Source organism: Nonomuraea sp. NPDC004354, from assembly GCF_053602555.1.
On record NZ_JBSGDV010000024.1, the window covers coordinates 83,448 to 104,499 of the forward strand.

General features: G+C 70.4%; 22 protein-coding genes. 14 read left to right on the top strand and 8 right to left on the bottom strand.

The window, feature by feature from the left end; translation table 11 throughout:
- The first annotated feature begins 43 nt into the window (after positions 1–43).
- Positions 44–415, top strand: a complete 372-nt coding sequence (locus ACWENQ_RS40515; RefSeq protein WP_452419039.1) for a hypothetical protein — start codon at positions 44–46, stop codon at positions 413–415.
- A gap of 46 nt (positions 416–461) precedes the next feature.
- Here ACWENQ_RS40515 and ACWENQ_RS40520 read toward each other — a convergent pair whose 3' ends face one another.
- Positions 462–1,286 (bottom strand): undecaprenyl-diphosphate phosphatase, encoded by an 825-nt coding sequence (locus tag ACWENQ_RS40520; RefSeq protein WP_449914684.1) that lies wholly within the window; start codon positions 1,284–1,286, stop codon positions 462–464.
- 355 nt (positions 1,287–1,641) lie between these two features.
- Between ACWENQ_RS40520 and ACWENQ_RS40525 the strand changes: the two genes are divergently transcribed.
- From ACWENQ_RS40525 to lipB, 3 genes are read left to right on the top strand one after another with little or no spacing between them, the layout of a single operon-like run.
- Positions 1,642–2,151 carry an HAD domain-containing protein gene (locus ACWENQ_RS40525; protein WP_449914681.1) on the top strand — a complete coding sequence of 170 codons (510 nt, stop codon included), beginning with the start codon at positions 1,642–1,644 and terminating at the stop codon, positions 2,149–2,151.
- A 59-nt stretch (positions 2,152–2,210) separates the two neighbouring features.
- Positions 2,211–2,393, top strand: a complete 183-nt coding sequence (locus ACWENQ_RS40530; protein ID WP_354919678.1) for a PspC domain-containing protein — start codon at positions 2,211–2,213, stop codon at positions 2,391–2,393.
- A 19-nt stretch (positions 2,394–2,412) separates the two neighbouring features.
- A complete protein-coding gene (gene lipB / locus ACWENQ_RS40535) occupies positions 2,413–3,048 on the top strand; it encodes a lipoyl(octanoyl) transferase LipB (RefSeq protein ID WP_449914678.1) in 636 nt (211 codons plus the stop codon).
- 18 nt (positions 3,049–3,066) lie between these two features.
- Here lipB and ACWENQ_RS40540 read toward each other — a convergent pair whose 3' ends face one another.
- The 4 genes from ACWENQ_RS40540 to ACWENQ_RS40555 all read right to left on the bottom strand — a co-directional run bounded on the left by ACWENQ_RS40540 (position 3,067) and on the right by ACWENQ_RS40555 (position 6,183).
- On the bottom strand, positions 3,067–3,453 hold the full coding sequence (locus tag ACWENQ_RS40540; protein ID WP_452419041.1) for a type II toxin-antitoxin system VapC family toxin: 387 nt from the start codon (positions 3,451–3,453) through the stop codon (positions 3,067–3,069).
- Positions 3,450–3,677, bottom strand: a complete 228-nt coding sequence (locus ACWENQ_RS40545) for a FitA-like ribbon-helix-helix domain-containing protein (RefSeq protein ID WP_452419043.1) — start codon at positions 3,675–3,677, stop codon at positions 3,450–3,452. Before ACWENQ_RS40545 ends, ACWENQ_RS40540 begins: the two co-directional genes overlap by 4 nt.
- A 63-nt stretch (positions 3,678–3,740) precedes the next feature.
- On the bottom strand, positions 3,741–5,279 hold the full coding sequence (locus ACWENQ_RS40550; RefSeq protein WP_452419045.1) for an amino acid permease: 1,539 nt from the start codon (positions 5,277–5,279) through the stop codon (positions 3,741–3,743).
- Between the two features lie 19 nt (positions 5,280–5,298).
- Entirely contained in the window at positions 5,299–6,183 is an 885-nt protein-coding gene (locus tag ACWENQ_RS40555) for a phosphotransferase (RefSeq protein WP_452419046.1), read from the bottom strand.
- 162 nt (positions 6,184–6,345) lie between these two features.
- On the opposite strand from ACWENQ_RS40555, the gene ACWENQ_RS40560 reads away from it, so the two are divergent.
- Positions 6,346–8,778: a GcvT family protein gene (locus ACWENQ_RS40560; protein WP_452419047.1), complete on the top strand. Its 2,433-nt coding sequence runs from the start codon at positions 6,346–6,348 to the stop codon at positions 8,776–8,778.
- On the opposite strand, the gene ACWENQ_RS40565 is transcribed toward ACWENQ_RS40560, so the two are convergent.
- Positions 8,747–9,607 (bottom strand): zinc-binding dehydrogenase, encoded by an 861-nt coding sequence (locus ACWENQ_RS40565; protein WP_452419049.1) that lies wholly within the window; start codon positions 9,605–9,607, stop codon positions 8,747–8,749. The two genes, ACWENQ_RS40560 and ACWENQ_RS40565, sit on opposite strands and share 32 nt — an antisense overlap.
- 83 nt (positions 9,608–9,690) lie before the next feature.
- Between ACWENQ_RS40565 and ACWENQ_RS40570 the strand changes: the two genes are divergently transcribed.
- Both ACWENQ_RS40570 and ACWENQ_RS40575 read left to right on the top strand, forming a co-directional pair.
- A complete protein-coding gene (locus ACWENQ_RS40570) occupies positions 9,691–10,212 on the top strand; it encodes a TetR/AcrR family transcriptional regulator (protein WP_452419050.1) in 522 nt (173 codons plus the stop codon).
- Between the two features lie 508 nt (positions 10,213–10,720).
- Positions 10,721–11,923, top strand: coding sequence for an MFS transporter (locus ACWENQ_RS40575; protein ID WP_452419052.1), 1,203 nt, complete (start codon positions 10,721–10,723; stop codon positions 11,921–11,923).
- A 95-nt stretch (positions 11,924–12,018) separates the two neighbouring features.
- Here the strand turns inward: ACWENQ_RS40575 and ACWENQ_RS40580 are convergent, their stop codons facing one another.
- Positions 12,019–12,552 carry a type 1 glutamine amidotransferase domain-containing protein gene (locus tag ACWENQ_RS40580; protein ID WP_452419053.1) on the bottom strand — a complete coding sequence of 178 codons (534 nt, stop codon included), beginning with the start codon at positions 12,550–12,552 and terminating at the stop codon, positions 12,019–12,021.
- Between the two features lie 97 nt (positions 12,553–12,649).
- Here ACWENQ_RS40580 and ACWENQ_RS40585 point away from each other — a divergent pair, with 97 nt between their 5' ends.
- Positions 12,650–12,919, top strand: a complete 270-nt coding sequence (locus ACWENQ_RS40585) for a heavy-metal-associated domain-containing protein (RefSeq protein ID WP_449914658.1) — start codon at positions 12,650–12,652, stop codon at positions 12,917–12,919.
- Positions 12,920–13,051: 132 nt separating this feature from the next.
- Here ACWENQ_RS40585 and ACWENQ_RS40590 read toward each other — a convergent pair whose 3' ends face one another.
- Positions 13,052–13,393, bottom strand: a complete 342-nt coding sequence (locus tag ACWENQ_RS40590; protein WP_452419054.1) for a ribosomal maturation YjgA family protein — start codon at positions 13,391–13,393, stop codon at positions 13,052–13,054.
- Positions 13,394–13,414: 21 nt separating this feature from the next.
- Here ACWENQ_RS40590 and ACWENQ_RS40595 point away from each other — a divergent pair, with 21 nt between their 5' ends.
- The 6 genes from ACWENQ_RS40595 (at position 13,415) to ACWENQ_RS40620 (ending at position 21,050) form a co-directional block, all read left to right on the top strand.
- Positions 13,415–15,046, top strand: a complete 1,632-nt coding sequence (locus ACWENQ_RS40595; protein WP_449914656.1) for an ABC-F family ATP-binding cassette domain-containing protein — start codon at positions 13,415–13,417, stop codon at positions 15,044–15,046.
- A gap of 122 nt (positions 15,047–15,168) precedes the next feature.
- Positions 15,169–16,998 (top strand): ABC transporter substrate-binding protein, encoded by a 1,830-nt coding sequence (locus ACWENQ_RS40600; protein ID WP_452419056.1) that lies wholly within the window; start codon positions 15,169–15,171, stop codon positions 16,996–16,998.
- A complete protein-coding gene (locus ACWENQ_RS40605; RefSeq protein WP_354919722.1) occupies positions 16,998–18,053 on the top strand; it encodes an ABC transporter permease in 1,056 nt (351 codons plus the stop codon). The genes ACWENQ_RS40600 and ACWENQ_RS40605 overlap by 1 nt, the downstream gene beginning before the upstream one ends.
- The gene (locus tag ACWENQ_RS40610; protein ID WP_452419057.1) at positions 18,050–18,934 is read left to right on the top strand and encodes an ABC transporter permease; all 885 of its coding nucleotides are present in this window, start codon (positions 18,050–18,052) and stop codon (positions 18,932–18,934) included. The genes ACWENQ_RS40605 and ACWENQ_RS40610 overlap by 4 nt, the downstream gene beginning before the upstream one ends.
- Positions 18,931–20,067: an ABC transporter ATP-binding protein gene (locus tag ACWENQ_RS40615; protein ID WP_452419058.1), complete on the top strand. Its 1,137-nt coding sequence runs from the start codon at positions 18,931–18,933 to the stop codon at positions 20,065–20,067. The genes ACWENQ_RS40610 and ACWENQ_RS40615 overlap by 4 nt, the downstream gene beginning before the upstream one ends.
- A complete protein-coding gene (locus tag ACWENQ_RS40620; RefSeq protein WP_449914647.1) occupies positions 20,064–21,050 on the top strand; it encodes an ABC transporter ATP-binding protein in 987 nt (328 codons plus the stop codon). Before ACWENQ_RS40615 ends, ACWENQ_RS40620 begins: the two co-directional genes overlap by 4 nt.
- Positions 21,051–21,052: the final 2 nt, after the last annotated feature.

Genomic DNA, 21,052 nt, shown 5'->3' on the forward strand with positions numbered 1-21,052 from the left:
AAAGGCCGATGCGCGGGCCGGGGCGGCTCGCCAGACTGGGATCGTGACCGATCCACGTGACGAGCCCGCCCCGTTCGGCACGATCGTGCTGCTGACGACCCTGTCGGCGGTGGCGGTGGCCGCCCTCCAGTACTTCGTGGCCGAGCGGCTCAACCTCAAGCTGCTGCTGGTCGGCCCGATCGCGCTGGTGGCCTTCGAGGTCGTCGTCCACGAGGTGTGGTGGCGACGCTGGTGGGGCGCCGTCCCCGGCGCCCTCGCGGGCCTGGTCCTCTACTTCGAGGGCCGCCAGATGGTGGCCGAGCCCGTGGCGTACGTCGCGGCGTGGGCGCTGTTCGCGGTGGTCTTCTGCCTGGCCAGCCGGATCCCGCTGGGCGGCCTGGAGGAACGGCGGGCGGGCCAGGACCCGGTCGACTGAGATGGGTGGATCTGGGCGGGGGACCGGCCGGGCCGGCCCCGAGGGGTCAGGCGGGGATCCAGTCGAGTGACACGGCGGCGATGACGAAGATGCCCAGCAGGATCCGGTAGATGACGAAACCGGTGAAGCGGTGGGTGCTGATGTACTTCAGGAACCAGGCCACCGCCGCGTAGCCCACCACGAACGAGATGAGCGTGGCCAGGATCGTCGGCCCCCAGTCGGGCGCCTGCCCGCCACCGATCTCGAAGAGCTCCAGCAGACCCGACGCCAGCACCGCGGGGATGGCCAGCAGGAAGGAGTACTTGGCCGCCTCCTCCCTGCGGTAGTCGAGCAGCAGGCCCGCCGTGATCGTGCCGCCCGACCTGGACACGCCGGGGATCAGCGCGAGCGCCTCCGCGAAGCCGTAGACCAGGGCGTGGGTGGTCGACAGGTGCTTCTCCAGCGTCAGCTTGGCGCGCGCGGTGCGGTCGGCGAACCAGAGGATGATCCCGAAGACGATCAGGGTCGTGCCGATCAGGCGCAGGTCGCGGAAGACGGTCTCGATCTGGTCCTTCAGCGTCACGCCCAGGACGGCGATGGGGATCGTGCCGAGGATGACGTACCAGCCCATCCGCGCGGGGAACAGCCGGCGAAGCTCGGGTCGCCACAACGAGCGCGTCCAGGTGGAGATGATCTCCCAGAGTTCCTTGCGGAAGTAGATGAGCACGGCGGCCTCGGTGCCGAGCTGGATGACCGCGGTGAAGGCCGCCCCCGGGTCCTCCCATCCGAAGAACGCCGAGACGACCCTGATGTGCGCGCTCGAGGAGATCGGCAGGAATTCCGTGAGTCCCTGGAGCAGCCCGAGGACCACCGCTTCGAACCAGCCGATCACGAGACACACCTTCCGTAGACAGTCGTGCAGGCCGAACGACTCCTGAGTGTGGCATGTGATCGCCGAACTCGTGTCATGGGCCGGCAGAGCACGGTGGCGCCTTGCGCGGGCCCACAACCGCTCGCGCGGAACGGCCGGCTGGTGGGGGAGGAGGCCGAGCGGCTCTTGCCGCTGGAGTCTATGGCCGGGAACAGGGCGTCGGAGACGATCGTGCCGGTCAGCGGCTCGGCGGTGGGCCGGGCTGGTCGAGGTGTCCGGGCCCGTGAGGGGGCCGCATGGCCGGCCCACGCACCGGGAGCCGGGGTCGTGCCCGCAGAACGTGCGGATCGATGAAGGGCGCCCTAGGGTGAATCGGGTGAGGCCCCTGCTGCTCGTGGACGTCGACGGCGTGCTCAACCCGTTCGGCCGCCCCAATGCGGACTTCAGGCGATATACCTGCACAATCGGTGCAGACTCCTACACCGTCCACCTCAACGCCCGCCATGGCGCCAGGCTCATGGAGCTGGCCATCAGGACGCGCGCCGAGCTGGTGTGGGCGACCACCTGGGAGCACAGCGCCAACGAGTGGATCGCCCCGAGGATCGGCCTGCCCCAGCTGCCGGTCGTCTCGATGGAGCACCGGCGGCCGAGCGAGCGGGGCGAGTCGTTCAAGACCCCCTGTGTCGCCGACTACGTCCGGGGCAGGCCGTTCGTCTGGTTCGACGACCACCTGTGGCACGCCGATGAGGAGTATCTCCGCAGGCATCAGGGTGTCGACGACTTCCTGCTCGTGCCGGTCGACCCGCGCCACGGCCTGACCTTGCGACATCTGGCCATGGCCGAGCGGTGGCTGACCCTGTCAGGGTTCAATCAGGGTCGCGGCTAGGAACGTCGATCGTGGGCAGCTCCGTTGAACGGGTGAAACGACACCACACGGAGGACTCGATGCACCGCTCGAGAGAACACCGCATCATCGCCGGCGTCTGCGGCGGGATCGCCGACCGTCTGGGCCTGCCGCCCACCCTCGTCAGGATCCTGTGGCTGCTGCTCTCCCTGATCCCCGGACCGCTGTGGGTCCTCTACGTCATCCTCTGGATCCTCATGCCCAACGGACCTGAGCGCCACTGACCCCGCCTATGCTCGAAGCATGAGGGAACGGTCGCTGACGCTCATCCAGGACGAACTCGTCGACTACGACAAGGCCATGGAACGCATGGCGGAGCTGGTCGACGAACGCCAGCGCGACGCGCGTCCCGACACGCTGTGGCTGCTCAGCCACCCCTCGGTCTTCACCGTCGGCAGGCGCACCCCGCTGCACCACCTGCCCGACCCCGCCCGGGGCATCCCCGTGGTGGAGACGGGCAGGGGCGGCCAGCTCACCTACCACGGGCCCGGCCAGCTGGTCGGCTACCTCATCGTCAAGCTCGGCGACGACGAGGGGATCGTCGACTACGTGCGCGAGGTCGAGCTGCGCCTGGTCGCCGCCCTGGCCGAGCTGGGGCTGTCGGCCGAACGCCGCGACACCCCGCCCGGCTCCGAACTGCTCACCGGCGTCTGGACCACCGAGACCCGCCGCAAGATCGTCTCCATCGGCATGCGCCAGTCGCGCGGCGTCACCAGCCACGGCTTCGCCCTCAACGTCGACGGCGACCTCGAGCCGTGGACGTGGGCGGTCCCGTGCGGCATGCCCGAGGCCGACATGACCTCCCTCCTGCGCGAGCGGGGCTCCGCCGACATGGCCCAGGTCCGCACCGCCGTGGCCGGCGCCTTCGACGCCTCCTGAGCGCCTTCGCGCTCGACCTCAACGGGGAAAGACCCGCACCTCGGCGTCGTGGGCGTTGCCTACCAGCTTGCCGTCGCATGTGATCAGTGGCGCTTCGAGGGCCTCGGCGAGGGTGAGGTAGCAGGCGTCATAAGCCGTGTAGTTGTGTCGCAACTCCCACACCCGTTCCGCGAGTCCTTGGAGTTCGTAGCGGGAGATGTGGAGGGCGAAGTAGTCGATGCGGGCCTGCTCGGCCGCCTCCCGGGACAGTTTTCCGGCCAGTGCGAGCCCACGGAGCGTGGAGAGAACCTCGACGTCCAGCAGATGAGGCGCGTGGATGCTGCCCCGGAGGGCGTCGAGGAGTTCGCAGTCGGCATCGCGACCGGTGAGGGCCTCCACCATCGCCGACGAGGCAATGACAATCATCGCCTGCTCTCCGAGACGGCCTCGAGGATGTCGGCGGTTGAGGGACCGCCGCTGCGATCCCGCGACTTCAGACGGCTGACGATCTCGGCATTGGTCGGCCGGGCGGCGAGATCGGCAAGCTCCCTGGCGACATACGCGGACAGGGACATTCCTGCTTCTGCCGCCCGCTCCTTGAGCGCTTCCGCAACGGTTTCGGGCACATCTCGAATGTAGAGGGTGGCCATGGAGTCATGCTAGCAATTTGCAAGCATCGGGGGTACGGCGGGCGCCGCCGTACCCCCGGTGGCTCAGCCGACGGTCTCGTCGATGGCGCCGTCGACGGTTTCCTCGATGGTGCGGCGAGGGCCGGTGAACCACTTCCTGGCCGACAGCCGCCACCACAGCGCGATGCCGATCAGGACCCCGCCCACGGCGATGGGCGAGTAGTTCACCGCCGTCCAGGTGAAGTCCGGGCTCCAGGGCACGCCCGCGGGCGAGAGCGGCATGATGAAGTAGATCGAGATGATCACGATCTCGGCGACGGCGATCCAGCCGAGCACCTTGTACTTCGGGCCCAGCGTCCACGGGCCGGGCACGAAGCCGTCGCCCATGCGCAGCCGCAGGTAGATCGGGATCAGGAAGGCCAGGTAGAGGCCGATCACCGCCATCGAGACGACGGCGTAGAAGGCGATCGGCGTGCCGAGGCCGGCGGGCGCGTAGAGGGCGGGCAGCGTGATCAGCCCGGCGGCGACGCAGCCGGCGATGATCGCGTTCACCGGCGTGCGGTTGCCGTCCACCTTCGACCACAGCCGCCAGCCGGGGACGGCCCCGTCGCGGGAGAAGGCGTAGGTCATGCGCGACATCGAGGTCACGCAGCTCATCCCGCAGAAGAACTGGCCGATGGTGGAGATGGCGAAGACCGCCGTGGCCAGGTTCGCCGGCAGCGCCGTGTCGAAGATGGCGCCGACGAAGCCGAACTGCTTGTTGATCTCGTCGACGTTCGTGGCGGCGAACAGGAACGATAACAGCAGGACCCAGCCGCCGACCGCCGAGTAGAAGATCGACTGCCACAGTCCCTTGGCCGCCGACATCGACGCCCCCTGGGTCTCCTCCGAGACGTGCGCGCACGCGTCGAACCCGGTGATCGTGTACTGCGTGAGCAGGAAGCCCAGCGGCAGCACGAACCACCAGAACGTGGAGTCGGAGAAGCCCGAGTTGTTGATCGTCTCGGTGAACACGAAGCCGAGCGTCTGGTGCTCGCTCGGCGCGAAGACCAGGATGGCGACCACGATCGCCGCGCCTGCCACGTGCCACCAGACCGAGATGTTCTGCAGCAGCGAGATGAGCCGGTGGCTGAAGATGTTGATCAGGGCGTGCAGCACCAGCACGATCACGAACAGCAGGAACGCCTGGGAGAGCGTGGCCTCCCAGGCGCCGCCGGTCAGGCGGTTGAGCGTGATGTTGAGGAACGTCGCGCAGCCGTAGTCGACGGACGCGGTGACGGCGACGAGCCCGATGAGGTTGAGCCAGCCGGTGAACCAGCCGTGGATCGGCTTGCCCATCCTCGCCGCCCACCAGTAGATGCCGCCCGCCGTCGGATACGCCGACACCAGCTCCGACATGCAGAAGCCGATGATCAGGATGAACATCGAGATCAGCGGCCAGCCCCAGGAGATGGCGATCGGACCGCCGTTGTTCCATGCCTGGCCGAAGGTGGTGAAGCAGCCGGCCAGGATCGAGATGATCGAGAAAGAGATGGCGAAGTTGGAGAAACCGCTCCAGGTCCTCGACAGTTCCTGCTTGTAGCCGAGCTCGGCGAGCCGCCTGGAATCCTCGTCTAATGTCATGGGATCTCCTCGGGTTGTGCTAGTGCCTCCGGACGTCGTCGATCAGGCGGCCGACGCCGTCCAGGTCTCGTACGGCTCGCGCGAACTTGCCCGCCGCTTCGGCCTCGTAGTCGAAGTCGGCCTGCCGTACGAGCAGGCCGTGGTGGACGGAGAACCACAGGGTCCACGTCACGTTCGACATGATCTTGAAGAGCTGGACGCGGGAGTCGTGGTCGCCGCTGTTGAAGTAGGCCCTGGCCAGGCGTGCGGTCTGGTCGGGGTCGAGGTCCGCCTCGGCCGCTATGTCGCCGAGCTCGAAGGCGGGGTCGTTGTTGCCCGAGAGTTGGTAGTCGACGATGCGGATCTCGTCGTCCTGGGCGATGAAGTTCTCGGCCAGCAGGTCGTTGTGGCACGGAACGGTGGGGAACGCGGGGATCGCCCGCTCGATGTCCGCCACCGCGGGAAGGATGTCGTCGTAACCGGGCGGAACCGCCAGGTCATGAGCCTGGCAGCGGGCGCGGAACTCGCGCAGCTTGGCGAAGATCGAGAAATCGTTGACGAAGCGGGGTCCGGCGTGGAGGCGCCGGCAGGCCAGCGCCACCTTTTCGAGATTTTTGTTGATTTGTCCGGCGTTAAGGGTGATGCCGTCCAGGTATTCGATCAACAGTGCGTGCGCCTCGGGAAAATGGCGCAGCACCGCGGGCCCGACGCCGGTCTCGGCGGCCCTGATCGTGTTCTCGATCTCCTGCTCGATCGGAATGCCCAGGCCGGCCGCGCACACCGCGGGATCCAGCACGCGCAGCAGCCATCGCTCGCCGTCCCCCGTCTCGACCTTGGCGATCAGGTGACTGAGGCCGCCCTTGATGGGGGTCTGCCTGACCGGCCGCCCGGCCCAGTCGGAGACCAACTCGATCACGTCTGGCATACGCGACTCCCTTTGGCCTACATTTAGACCATTCCGCTGCTGTGGGCAAGGTGACTCATGAGAAATGCGCCCATCAGACCTCCGCCACCCCTCCGCGCCAGATCCGGGTTCTGGTGGCGGTCCACCTAGCGCGTTTCTCATACGTACAGGGCGGTTTCGATCATGGACATACCCGATTCGGCACAGGCGATCGTGATCGGCGGGGGTGTGGCCGGTTGCAGCGTGGCCTACCACCTGGCCCGCCTCGGCTGGCGTGATGTCGTGCTCGTCGAGCGGCACGAGCTGACCGAGGGCACCACCTGGCACTCGGCCGGGTTCGTCGGGCAGCTGCGCTCCACGGTCACGCAGACACGCATGATCATGTATTCGGCCGGGCTCTACCCCGAGCTGGCCGAGCTCACCGGGCTCGATCCCGGCTGGCACGGCGTCGGCGGGCTGCGGCTGGCGACCACGCACGAGCGGGTGGAGGAGCTGGTACGGCAGGCCGGCGCCGCCGAGACCTACGGCCTGGAGATGTCGCTGCTGTCCGGCAGGCAGACCCATGACCTGATGCCCATGCTGAACGACGAGGACGTCCTCGCCTCGCTGTGGCTGCCGGGCGACGGGTGGCTGGACCCTGCCGCGCTGGCGCGTGCCCTGGCGGAGGGGGCGGCGAAGCTCGGCGTCCGGATCGTCACGGGCGTGCGCGTCACCGGGATCGACGTGGCCGCGGGCGCGGTCCGCGCGGTCCGCCTGGCGTCCGCCGCGGGAGGCGAGGAGACCTGGACGGTCACCACCGGGACGGTCGTGAACTGCGCGGGCGCGGCGGCGGGAAAGGTGGGGGCACTGGCGGGGGTGGACGTCCCGATCGTGCCCATCAAGCACCAGTACGTCGTGACGCACCCCGCCGGCATCCCCGCGGCCACGCCGACGGTGCGCGACCCCGACAACATCGTCTACTTCCGGGAGCACGAGGGCGGGATCCTGGTCGGCGGCTACATCCGCACTCCCGAGATCTGGGACGCGGCCGACCCGCTGGCCGAGTCGAGGATGCTGTTCGAGCCGAACCTGCCGAAGTTCAGGGAGTCGTGGGCGGCGGCCAGGCACCGGCTGCCGGTCGTCGCCGAACGCACCACCGACGACTTCGACCCGTCGCAGGTGGCGCGGATCGTGCACGGGCCAGAGGCGTTCACCCCCGACGGCGAGTTCCTGCTGGGGGAGACGGCGGTGCGCGGGTTCTGGGTCGCCGCTGGCTTCTGCGTCCACGGGCTGGCGGCCGCCGGCGGCGTGGGCAAGGTGATGGCGGAGTGGATCGTCGAAGGGGTGCCCGAGTACGACCTGTTCGGGATGGACGTCCGGCGGTTCGGAAGCTACGCGGGGTCGGGGCGGTGGGCGCGCGCCAAGGCACTCGATTCCTACGCGAAGTACTACGACATCGTCTATCCGGGCGAGGAGCGCGTCGCCGCCAGGCCGCTGCGCCGCTCGCCGGCCTGGGCGCGGCAGGCCGGGCTCGACGCCGAGTTCGGGGAGAAGGCCGGATGGGAGCGGGTCAACTGGTACGGCTCCAACGCCACCGGCGACGGGCCGCGACCGCTGGGCTGGGCGGGCCGGGTGTGGTCGCCTGCCGTACGGGAGGAGTGCCTGGCCACGAGGGACGCGGCGGGCCTGTTCGACCAGACGTCGTTCGCGAAGCTGGAGGTGTCGGGGCCGGGCGTGCTCGACCGGCTCCAGTGGCTGTGCGCCAACGAGATCGACAGGAACGTCGGCGCGGTCGTCTACACCCAGCTGCTCAACCGGCGGGGCGGCATCGAGGCCGACCTGACCGTCACCCGGCTCGGCGAGGACAGGTTCCGCCTGGTCACCGGCACCGCGTACGGCACGCACGACGCCGCCTGGCTGCGCCGCCACGGCCTCGACGTCACGGACGTGACCTCCGCCTACGCCTGCTACTGCCTGTGGGGCCCGCAGGCGGGCGCCGTCCTGGAGCAACTGTGCGACGACGACCTCGGCTTCCCGTACCTGCAGGCCCGGCGGATCAGCGTGGCGCACGTGCCGGTGCTGGCGCAGCGGGTGACGTTCGTGGGCGAGTACGGCTGGGAGCTGTACTGCCCGGCCGAGTACGGCCTGACCCTGTGGGACGCGCTCGTGGCGGCGGGCATGCCGTACGGCATGCGTCCCGGGGGCTACCGGGCCATCGACTCGATGCGCCTGGAGAAGGGCTACCGGATCTGGGGCCTGGACATCACTCCCGAGACGACGCCGTACGAGGCGGGGCTGGGCTTCGCCGTCCAGGCGGGCAAGGACTTCCTCGGCAAGGACGCGCTGGATCCCGCGCCGGAGCGGACGCTGCGGTGCCTGCTGCTGGCCGACCCGCGGCGGGTGTGCCTGGGCGGTGAGCCCGTGCGGGTCGACGGCGCGCCCGCCGGCAGGGTGACCAGCGGCGGGTACGGGCATCGGGTGGACGCCTCGATCGCCTACGTGTACCTGAGCGGGCGTCCGGAGAACGTGACCGTCGGTGTGGACGGCACCTGGGTGGCGGCCACGGTCGAGCAGCGCCCGCCGTACGACCCGGGGCACGAGCGGATCAGGTCACGTCCAGCACGATCTTCCCGCTGATCCGGCCGCCGAAGAGCGCGTTGGCGGCCTCGCCGACGCGCTCCCACGAGCCGCGCCAGCCGATCTCGGGCGACAGCAGGCCGCGGGCCACGAGGTCGACGAGGATCGCCAGGTCGGGGCCGGGGTGAGAGACGTCGCCGAACGAGTGGATCGATCGGGCGGCGCCGAGCGCGAACAGCGAGGTGAACGCGGCCGGCTCGCCCGAGGCCCAGCCGATGCTCTGCAGGTTGCCGCCGGGCGCGAGCAGCTCCCATGACCTGACCAGATGCGGGCCGCCGAGCAGTTCGAGCACGACGTCGACCGGGTCGACCGCGTCGAGCGCCTCGAGTGCCTCGAGTGCCTCGAGTGAGGAGATCACCTGGTCGGCGCCCAGCTCGCGCAGCCCTTCGCCGCGGCGGGCGACGGCGATCACGTGCGCGCCCGCGCGGTGGGCGAGCTGGACGGCGATCCTGCCCACGCCGCCCGAGGCGCCGGTGACCAGCACGCGCCGGCCGAGCAGCGGCCCGGCCGCGCGGAGCGCGCGCAACGCGGTGAGGCCCGCCATCGGCAGGGCGGCGGCGTCGGCGAGGTCGACGCCGTCGGGGACGGTGGCCACGGACGACTCGGGGAAGACGGCCCGCTCCGCCCACGCGCCGGCGCCGAACGCCACGACCCTGTCGCCCTTGCGCGGGCCGTCCAGCACGATGCCGGCGGCGTCGTGGCCGCCGAGGTGCGGGTACTTGAGCTCGCCGTGGTTGGCCGAGACGTGGCGGACCTCGACCAGCACCTCTCCCGGCCCGGGTACGGGCTCGGGCGCCTGGACCGGCTTCAGCTCCTTCAGCGCACGCATGACGCTCCTTCGAGACGAAACGGACTGTCGGTCCGGTTGATAGTATGGGGACCGTCAGTCCGTTTACAAGAGGGGCGTGGGGCGTGCGATCGGACGCGACCAGGAACCGCGAGGCGATCCTGCGGGCCGCCGAGGAACTGCTCGCCGCGGGCGAGAGCGTCTCGCTCGACCGCGTCGCCGAGGCGGCGGGCGTGGGCAAGGGCACGGTGTTCCGCAGGTTCGGCAGCCGGACGGGGCTGTTCCAGGAACTGCTGGCCGAGCGGGCCGAACGGCTGGCCGCGCGGATCGCCGCGGAGGACCGGGCCGTCCCGGCCAGGGAGCGGCTGCTCGGGTTCCTCGACGAGCTGGCCGACCTGGCGGGGCGCAACATCGCGCTGTTCGCGGCGCACGAGCGGGCCTGCGCGGAGGACAAGTACGCCGATCCGACCTACCTGCGCTGGCACACGCATGTCACGGCGCTGATCGCCGAGGCCCGGCCGGACAGGGACGCCGCGTTCCTCGCCCACACGCTGCTGGCCGCGTTCGACGGTGAGCTGGTGCGCCTGCTGGGCGTCGAACGGCTCAAGAGCTCGGTGCGCGAGCTGGCCACGGCCTTGACGGCCTGATCTCCCTCCAGCACTGCCGGCGGGGGCGGGCGCGCTGGGATGGCTCACCGTTCGCCGGGTCCCGAGGTCCGGCTGACACGCGGGGCGGGCACGCTGGGGCGGTCCGGCTCTTCGCCGGGTCCCGAGATGGCGTGCGGGGCGGGCGCGCTGGCGGCCCGGTCTTCGCCGGGTCCCAAGTTGGCGTGCGGGGCGGGGGCGTTGGCTCGGTCTTCGCCGGGTCCCGAGATGACATGCGGGGCGGGGGTGTACGGCTGGCGAGGCCAGCCGTACGAGGTGGTTGGCCGCCGGTCAGGTCCAGGAGACTCCGCGCTGCACGGTGCCACCCCCTTCCCCTCGGGATGCCCACAGCATGAATCGTGATTTTTCGCTCGTTATGGTGATAAAAGCGATCCAGGCTGCGTTCGTAATGATCGACAATTGCCCGGGGTATTTCAAGTCCTTGATCTCTTCACTCGATCTTGTTAGGTTGCAACCGTTTGCGATCTCTGGATACGGGTGGCGATGATCCATGGGAAAGCGGTCAGTGGGCTTCCGGGAGGTCTTCTCCGTCGCGGAATTCCGCCGTCTCTGGGGCGCGACCGTCATCTCCGAACTGGGTGACCAACTGGCCCGGGTGGCGGTGGTCGTCCTGGTCTACCAGCGGACGTCGTCGGCATGGATGACCGCGCTGTCCTACGCGCTCACCTATCTTCCGGCGATTATGGGCGGCTCGCTGCTCGCGGTTCTCGCCGACCGATATCCGCGCAGAAATGTGATGGTTTCCGCGGATCTCGCCCGAGCGATTCTCGTCATCCTGGTCGCCATCCCCGGAATGCCGCTGGTCGGGCTTTACGTGTTGCTCTTCGCCGTGCAGGCGCTGGAGTCGCCCGCGCGCGCCGCGAGGGCCGCCATCCTGCCCCAGATGCTCGACGGTGACCGCTACACCGTCGGCGTGGCCGCCTACCACGTGACCAACCAGGTCACCTACGTCGCCGGCTTCCTGGTCGGCGGTCTCGTCGTCGCCGCGACGGGGCCGGGGGCCGCGTTCGTGATCGACGCCGGCACGTTCGCGCTCTCGGCGACGCTTCTCGCCGGCCTGGCGGCGTACCCGCCCTCGGAGCCGGCGCGGGCCGAGAAGGCGCGGCTGCGCGACCGCGTCGAGACGATCACCGGGCATCCCCGGCTCCGGTGGCTGGCCATGCTGGCGCTGCTGGCCGCCTTCTCGATGACGCCGCTCGCGCTCGCCGTGCCGTACGGCAGGCAGATCGGGCTGGACGAGGACCTGGCGAGCCTGCTCATGGCCGCCATCCCCGCCGGGTACGTGGCGGGGACGTTCGTGCTGACCACGAGGGTGCGGCCGGAACGGCGGGCGCGCCTGCTCGGGCCGCTCGCGCTGGCGAGCTTCGTGCCGCTGCTCGGCGCCGCCGCGCTGCCGCCGCTGGCGGTGATGCTGGTGCTGCTGGTGGCCTGCGGGGCGCTGACCGCCTACCAGGTGGTGGCCAACGCCGAGTTCGTGGCGCTGGTGCCCGACGAGCGGCGCGGCGGCGCGGTCGGTGTCATCGCGGCCGCGCTGACGGCGGCGCAGGGGCTGGCGATGGTGGTGGCGGGGATCGTGGCCGAGTTCACGGGCGCGGGCGGCGCCATCGCGATCTTCGGTACGGCAGGCGCGATCGCCGCGCTGGCCCTGCTCAGAGGCCCGCGCGTGGCGGCCGGCCACGCCCTCACCGGCTGACCGGCCGACCCGGCGCACCCCGCCGTGTGGCCCGGCGCGCCCGGCCGTGCGGTTTTACGGCGCGCTCGCTCGGCGCGCCCGCTCGGTGGTCGCGGTCAGCTGAAGGCGTCGACGGTGGCCTGGTCGAAGGCTTTCAGGTCGTCCGGTTTGCGGCTGGTGACCAGCGTGCTGGGGCCGGCCGTGCAGACGACGACCTCCTTGTCCTCCCAGGTCGCGCCCGCGTTGCGCAGGTCGGTCCTGAGGCTGGGCCACGAGGTGAGCGTGCGCCCGCGGACCACGTCGGCCTCGATGAGCGTCCACGGCGCGTGGCAGATGGCGGCGACGGGCTTGCCCGCGTCGAAGAAGTCGCGCACGAAGCGGACGGCATCCGGTTGCATGCGCAGGAAGTCCGGGTTCGCGACGCCGCCGGGCAGGACGAGTCCGTCGAAGTCGGCGGCCGAGACCTCCGACACGGTGGCGTCCACCGGGAATTCGTCAGCTTTGTCGAGGTGGTTGAAGGCCTGGATCTGGCCGGATCGCGTGGAGATGAGCTGCGGCGTGCCGCCGGCCTGGGTGACGGCCTTCCACGGTTCGGTCAGTTCGATCTGCTCGACGCCTTCGGGGGCGACGAGGAAGGCGATGTTTCTCATGCTCGTCGCCGTGCCCTGAGGAAGGGGATCTATGCGCATAAACCCCTGGGGGGTATATAGTGATGCGCACGGGCTTCCCAGCAGTGAGGAGAGATCGATGACCGTTACCACGTATCAGGTCGAGGGAATGACCTGCGGACACTGCGTCAGCTCGGTGACCGCCGAGGTGGGCAAGGTGGCCGGGGTGAGCGAGGTGCAGGTGGACCTGGCGAACAGGGCCGTCACCGTGACCAGCGCGGCGCCGCTGGACGACGCGCTGGTGGAGGCCGCCGTCACGGAGGCGGGCTACGAGCTGGCCGGCCGCCAGGACACGATCATGCTGGCTCAGGCGGGCGGGTCGTGCTGCGGCTCGGGCGGCTGCCACTAGGGGTCGGCTGCGACTCGACGACCTGCACGCCGGGTGGATCACGATGTGAAGCCCGGCGCGCGGCCTGTGGTCAAGGGGTTCCGCCGCGAGTTCCTTCTCGGCCGTGGCATTCGACAGCAGGAGCCGAGAGGGTCACTCCCGGGTGGCCGGACGGTGGCGGACCAGGTGGTGGAAGGCGCAGGCGGCCGCCGCGCCCACGGCGTACCAGAACAGGTCGGGCGGGTTGAACGTGCTGCCCAGCACCGGCGCCAGCACCCGCGGCAGGTTCAGCAGCTGCGCGAACTCGATCGCCCAGCTCGCCGCCAGCGCCACCCCCGCCGCCACCACGGGCCGCACCCGCGGGACGGCGAACACCACGATCCAGTACAGCAGCACCGTGTAGAACGCGTCACCCGCGTACTTCGAGAAAGGCCTGGTCACGAGGCCGAGAACGATCGTGACGACGGCGAGAAGCGTTATGCGGGTGCGCGGCATGCGATTACGCTAACGGGTCTTATGAGCGCAACACTTGTCGCGAAAGGTCTCGCCGCCGGCCACGGCGATCGGGTCCTGTTCTCCGGGCTGGATCTCGTGGTCGCCCCCGGCGACGTCATCGGGCTCGTGGGAGCCAACGGCGCGGGCAAGTCGACGCTGCTCCGTCTCCTCGCCGCGATCGACCAGCCGGAGAGCGGTTCGATCCGGCTCAGTCCGCCCACGGCGGTGGTCGGTCACCTTCCCCAGGAGCCGGAGCGGCGCCAGGACGAGACGGTGCGGCGCTTCCTCGCCCGCCGTACCGGGGTCACGAAGGCGCAGGCCGATCTCGACGCCGCCACGCAGGCCCTGGTGGAGTCGCGCCCCGGCGCCGACGACGCCTACAGCGTCGCGCTGGAGCGCTGGCTGTCGCTCGGCGGCGCGGACCTGGAGGAGCGCGCGGACGAGGTGGCGGCCGACCTCGGGCTCGCGATCGACCTCGAACAGCCGATGACGTCGCTGTCCGGCGGCCAGGCCGCCCGCGCGGGGCTGGCTTCGCTGCTGCTCAGCCGCTACGACCTGTTCCTGCTCGACGAGCCGACCAACGACCTCGACCTCGACGGGCTCGACCGGCTCGAGGCGTTCGTGAAGGGGCTGCGGGCGGGCACCGTGGTGGTCAGCCACGACCGCGAGTTCCTGGCCAGGACGGTCACCTCGGTGCTGGAGCTCGACCTGGCCCAGCAGCAGGTCCACCTGTACGGCGGCGGCTACCAGGCCTACCTGGACGAGCGCGAGGTCGCCCGCAGGCACGCCCGCGAGCGCTACGAGGAGTACGCCGAGACGCGCTCCGAGCTGGAGCTGCGCGCCCGCACCCAGCGTGCCTGGATGGAGAAGGGCGTCAAGAACGCCCGCAGGAAGCAGCGGGACAACGACAAGATCGGTCGCAACGCCCGCGTCGAGACCACGGAGAAGCAGGCCGCCAAGGCCCGGCAGACCGACAAGATGATCGAGCGGCTGGAGGTCGTCGAGGAGCCGCGCAAGGAGTGGGAGCTCCGGATGGAGATCGCGGCGGCTCCGCGCGCGGGCGCGGTGGTGGCCACGATGCGCGGTGCCGTGGTCAGGCGGGGCGCCTTCACGCTCGGCCCGATCGATCTGGAGATCGGCTGGGCCGAACGGGTGGCGATCACCGGCGCGAACGGCTCGGGCAAGACGACCCTGCTCGGTGCCATGCTCGGCAGGCTGGCGCTCGACGCCGGCCACGCGGCGCTCGGCCCCGGCGTCGTGGTCGGCGAGGTCGACCAGGCCCGCAGGCTCTTCGAGGGGTCGGCGCCGCTGGTCGAGTCGTTCTCCGACGAGATGCCGCCCGGCGAGGTGCGCACGCTGCTGGCCAAGTTCGGGCTGAAGGCCGACCACGTGCTCCGGCCCGCCGACACGCTGTCACCGGGTGAGCGGACCCGTGCCGCGCTGGCCCTGCTGCAGGCCAGAGGGGTCAACCTGCTGGTGCTCGACGAGCCGACCAACCATCTCGACCTGCCGGCGATCGAGCAGCTGGAGTCGGCGCTCGCCGGCTACCCCGGCACGCTGCTGCTGGTCACCCACGACCGCAGGATGCTCGACGCCGTACGGGTGGACCGGCGGCTGCGGGTGGACGGGGGTCAGGTCACCGAGACCGGGTGAAAAATAACACCGCGAATGGAAACGAGAGTGAAACAATTTTCCGACTCTCGTTGACACGTGATGTTGGGATGGTGTGCCTTTCTCTACAACAGGTCTCCCCCCTGCCTGAGAGTGAGGCACCAATGGGTAAATGGCTCGCGCGCCTGGCGGCGCTCGGGGTGGCTCTAGCACTGGCGGCGCCGGTCACCGCCGCCCAGGCAGATCCGGCTACGACGGGCAAGAAGACGGTCAGGATCGGTTCCATCCAGTCGGTCGACTCGATGAACCCCTTCCTCGCGGTACGGCTGATCGCAGGCCAGCTCCAGCGGTGGACGTACCTGTTCCTCACCACGCCCGACCCCAAGACCCTGCAGCCCAGCCCCGACCTGGCGGAGTCGTGGGAGTCCTCCGACGACGGGCTCACCTGGACCTTCAAGATCCGCGACACCAAGTGGTCGGACGGCCAGCCGGTCACCGCCCACGACGCGGCGTGGACCTTCAACAAGATCATGACGGATGACGCGGCCAAGACCGGCAACGGCCCGGCCGTGGAGAACTTCGCCTCCGTCACCGCGACCGACGACCGGACCCTGGTCATCAAGACCAAGGCGCCGCAGGCGTCGATGCTGTCGAACCCGATCCCGATCGTGCCCAAGCACGTCTGGGAGAAGGTCGGCGACATGGCCACGTTCGAGAACGAGGTCTACCCCGCGGTCACCAACGGCGCGTACATCCCGATCGAGCACAAGAAGGACAGCTACGTCAAGCTCAAGGCGAACCCGAACTACTGGCAGGGCAAGCCCAAGATCGACGAGCTGCAGGTCATCTTCTACGAGAACCCCGAGGCCGCCATCGCGGGCCTCAAGAAGGGCGACATCGACCTGATCGGCCGCCTGGCCGCGCCGCAGTTCGAGGCGGGCGCCGGTGACCCGAACATCATGCAGTGGAACACCCCCGGCCGCCGCGCCGCGTACCTGCAGATCAACCACGGCGCCACCACCTCCGACGACAAGCCGGTCGGTGACGGCCACCCGGCGCTGAAGGACCCGAAGGTCCGCCAGGCCATCCACTACGCGATCGACAAGAAGACCCTCGTCGACCAGGTCCAGAACGGCCTGGCGGTGCCGGCCGACGGCTCGATCGTGCCCCCGATGTACACCAACTTCTTCTGGCAGGCCGAGGGCGAGGAGAAGGTCACCTTCGACCTGGCCAAGGCCAACCAGATCCTCGACGAGGCCGGGTACAAGAAGGGCGCCGACGGCGTCCGCACGATGCCCGACGGCAAGCGGAAGCTGGAGATGCGCTTCAGCATCCACACCGACACCCCGACCGAGGACAAGCTCGCCCAGTTCCTCACCGGGTGGTTCAAGGAGATCGGCATCACGCTGACCACCCGCAAGCTCGACTCCAACAAGTTCACCGAGGAGACCGGCAGCACCGCCCTGTTCGACATCGCGATCAGCGGCTGGTCGGTCAACCCCGACCCCGAAGAGGTCCTGGCCACGCACCTGTGCAGCAGGCGGCCCACCCCCTCGGGCGAGGGCGGCGGCACCGAGTCCTTCTACTGCGACAAGGAGTACGAGGGGCTGTACCAGTCGCAGCTCAAGGAGCTCGACACCGCCAAGCGGGCCGACATGATCAAGCAGATGCAGCGTCGCCTCTACACCGACGCGCCGGTCATCGCGCTCTACTACCCGAACAACCTCGAGCTGTACCGCAAGGACAGGATCACCAGCATCACCCCGGTCCCGGCCGGCAAGCAGGGTGAGGGCATCCTGTACGGCGGTGTCAGCGGCTACCCGATGGTCACCCTCGACGCCAAGGCCGCGCCCGCCGGCGGCTCGGGCGGCGCCGGCGGCGGCTCCAACACCGGCCTGATCATCGGCATCGCGGCGGCGGCCGTGGTGGTCCTCGGCGCCGGCGGCTTCCTGCTGTCCAGGCGGCGCAAGACCACGTCGGACGACCGCGAGTAATGGCCACCCCGCTCGAAACCGAACCCGCCGCCGTCCAGGCGGCGGCGGGTCCCGGCGAGGACCGCCCCACCTCCCGGGGCACGCTCAGATACGCCCTGACCAAGCTCGGCGGGGCGCTGCTCAGCATCGCGATGGTGATCGTCGCGACGTTCTTCCTGTTCCGCCTGATCCCCGGCGACCCGGTCATCGCCTACACGCGAGACGTACCGCTCAGCCCCGACCAGATCGAGCTGCTGCGCCGGCAGATGGGCCTGGACAAGCCGCTCATGCAGCAGTTCGCCGACTTCGTGCTGCGCACCCTGCAGTTCGACCTCGGCACCTCCTACGAGTACAAGCGGCCGGTGACGGACCTCATCGGCGAGCGGTTCGGCCCCACGCTGCTGCTGACCGGCGTCGGCCTGCTCATCGCGGTGGGCCTCGGCCTGTGGCAGGGCACCCGCGCCGCGTGGAACCACGGTGGCCGCCTCGACCGCTTCTCCACGGGCGCCTCGCTCGTGCTGTGGTCGGTGCCGACCTTCTGGCTCGGCCTGCTGCTGCTCATGGTCCTCGGCGCGGGCATCGGCCCGATCCCCGGCCTGTTCCCCACGCGCGGCATGGAGAGCGTCGACGCTCCCGACGGCTTCGGCTACGTGCTCGACGTCGCCCACCACATGGTGCTGCCGTGCCTCACCCTGGTCGCCGTCGTCTACGCGCAGTACCTGCTGGTCATGCGCTCGTCGCTGCTCGACGAGATCGGCCAGGACTACGTGACCACCGCGCGCGCCAAGGGGCTGCGCGACGACCTGGTACGGCGGCGGCACGCCGTACCGAACGCGCTGCTGCCGACGGTGACGCTCGTCTTCATCCACATCGGGTTCGTGGTCGGCGGCGCCGTCTCCGTCGAGACCGTCTACTCCTGGCCCGGCCTCGGCCTGCTGTTCTACGAGGCGATCAAGGGGCCCGACTTCGCTGTCATGCAGGGCACGTTCATGGTCGTCTGCGTCGCCGTGATCATCATGAACACGCTGGCCGACGTGGCCTACCACGTTCTTGACCCGAGGGTGAGGTCGGCATGAGCGCCGTGACGTGGGCGCGCAGGCGCGCGTCGCTGACCCGGTTCTGGCAGCAGTACCGCCGGCAGCGGGCGGGCGTGGTCGGGGCCGTCGTCCTGGCGGTCTTCGTCGTGCTCGCGCTGATCACACCCCTGGTCACCGACCCCACCGGCATGGACGTCACGAAGGCGACCGGCGCCAAGATGGCCCCGCCGAGCCTCGACTTCCCGCTGGGCACCGACGAGTCGGGACGCTCGATCCTGCTGATGGTCCTGTGGGGCTCGCGCGTCTCGCTGCTCATCGGATTCATGTCCGCGCTGCTCAGCATGGTGATCGGCACGATCGTCGGCATCGCGGCGGGCCACTTCAGGGGCTGGGCCTCCGCGGCGCTGATGCGGATCACCGACTGGTTCCTCGTGCTGCCCTCGCTGGTGCTCGCGCTGGTGCTCTCGGCCATCCTGGGCGGCAGCACCTCCACGATCATCCTGGCGATCGGCGTCACCTCGTGGGCCTCCACGGCCCGGCTGATCAGGGCCCAGACGCTGGCCGTCGAGGCCAGGCCGTACATCGAGAGGTCGCGCGCGCTCGGCGCAGGACACTGGCACGTGATGAGCCGCCACGTGCTGCCGAACGTCGCCCCGCTCGTCCTGGCCAACACCACCCTGCAGGTGGCCAGCGCGATCGTCGCCGAGTCGACGCTCGCCTTCCTCGGCGCCGACTCCGGCAAGGCGTCGTGGGGCCAGCTGCTGCGCGGATCCTACGACTGGGGCGCGGCCACGGCGGGCGCCTGGTGGTACATCCTCGCTCCCGGCCTCTGCATCGTCGCGGTCGTGCTGGCGTTCACGCTGTGCGGGCGGGCGATGGAGGCCGTGCTCAACCCACGCCTCCGGGGGGTCAGCCGATGAACGTGTTGTCACTCGAGGACGTCTCGGTGACGTACTCCATCGCCTCTGGGCAGGTGCCCGCCGTCCGCGGCGTGACCCTGTCGCTGGCGCCCGGCGAGGCGCTGGGGATCGCGGGCGAGTCGGGATCCGGCAAGTCGACGCTGGCCATGGCGCTGCTGCGGCTGCTGCCGCGCGACGCCCGCGTCGACGGCAGGATCCTGCTCGACGGCGAGGACGTGCTGTCCATGAAGTGGGGACGGCTGCGCGCGGTGCGCTGGGCCGAGGCCTCCATCGTGTTCCAGGGCGCGCAGCACGGGCTCAACCCCGTGCGGCGCATCGGCGAGCAGATCGCCGAGCCGCTGCTGGTGCACGGCGTGGCCCAGCCGTCCCAGGCACGTACGCGGGTGGCCGAGCTGCTGGAGCAGGTGGGGCTGCCCGCGTGGCGGGCCCGCAGCTACCCGCACGAGCTGTCGGGAGGACAGCGGCAGCGGGTGATGATCGCGATGGCGCTGGCGTGCTCGCCGCGCCTGATCATCGCCGACGAGCCGACGACGGCGCTGGACGTGATGGTCCAGGCCCAGGTCCTCACACTGATCAAGGACCTCATCGCCACGCACGGCATCTCCCTGGTGATGATCTCCCACGACCTGTCGGTCCTGGCCGACATGTGCGACCGGCTGGCCGTCATGTACGCGGGACGGCTGGTCGAGAACGGCCCCGCGCACGAGGTGTTCCACGCGGCCCGGCACCCCTACAGCAAGGCGCTGGCCGCGGCGTTCCCGACCGTCGGCGACCCCGCCTCCCGCATGGCGCCCAAGGGGCTCGGCGGCGATCCGCCCGACCCGATGGACCTGCCCTCGGGGTGCGCGTTCCATCCGCGCTGCCCGGTCGCGCTGGACATCTGCTCGACGCTGGACGTCGAGCTGTGGCCGGCGGACGGCACCGAGGCGGCCCCGCACACCGCCGCCTGCGTCCGCGTCCGCCCCGACCTGACCGCGAGCGCGTCCCCCTCCGGGGCGGCGGCGTCCGCTTCAGCGGAGGTCGCGGCGGCTCCCGGGGAGGACCCGTCCCCCTCCGGCGAGGAAGCGTCAGCCTCCGGCGAGGACGGTACCGAGGAGAAAGTCGCCTCCAGCGGCGGCAAGGAGATCTCATGACCACGACGCTCCTCGAAGCGCGGGACCTGCGCGTGGAGTTCACCTCGCGGGGCCGGCGCGCCCGCGCCGTCGACGGCGTCAACCTGGCCGTCGGCGAGGGCGAGATCGTCGCCCTGGTCGGCGAGTCGGGCTGCGGCAAGACCACGCTCGCCCGCACCCTGCTCGGCCTCGAGCGCCCCACCGAAGGCACCGTCCTGTACGGCGGGCGGCCCCTCACCTACACCACCAAGGCGCTCAAGGCCTACCGCCGCGAGGCCCAGCTCGTCCTCCAGGACCCCACCGGCTCGCTGAACCCCCGCCACACCGTCTACGAGGCGGTCGCCGAGGGCCCGCGCATCCACGGGCTGCCCGACGAGTCGCAGGTCGTCGCCGAGGCGCTGGCCAGAGCGGGCCTGCGGCCCCCCGAGCGGTTCTTCCTCCGCTACCCGCACGAGCTGTCGGGCGGCCAGCGCCAGCGCGTGGTCATCGCCGGGGCGCTCGCGCTGAACCCCCGCCTGCTGGTCGCCGACGAGCCGGTCGCCTCGCTCGACGCCAGCGTCCGCGGCGAGATCCTCGCGCTGCTCCTCAAGCTGCGCGCCGACCTCGGCCTCTCCGCGCTGGTCGTCACCCACGACCTCGGGCTGGCGTGGAACATCGCCGACCGCGTCGCGGTGATGTACCTCGGCAGGATCGTCGAGTCCGGCCCCGTCGAGGAGGTGCTGAAGGAGCCGAAGCACCCCTACACGCAGGCGCTGCTGTCGGTGCTGCCCGAGTCGCCCGAACGGGTGGTGCTGACGGGCGAGCCACCGGACCCCACGCGCATCCCCGGCGGGTGCCGCTTCCACGCTCGCTGCCAGGTGCTGGCGTCGGGCGCGGCGGCCTCGGCGGGGGTGGACGGCAGGTGCAGGTCGGAAGCGCTGCGGGTGCTGCCGGCCGTACCGGAGGCGCAGGCCGCCTGCCACTTCGCCAACAGGCCGGTGTCGGACGAGGTCGCCCTCGGGTGACC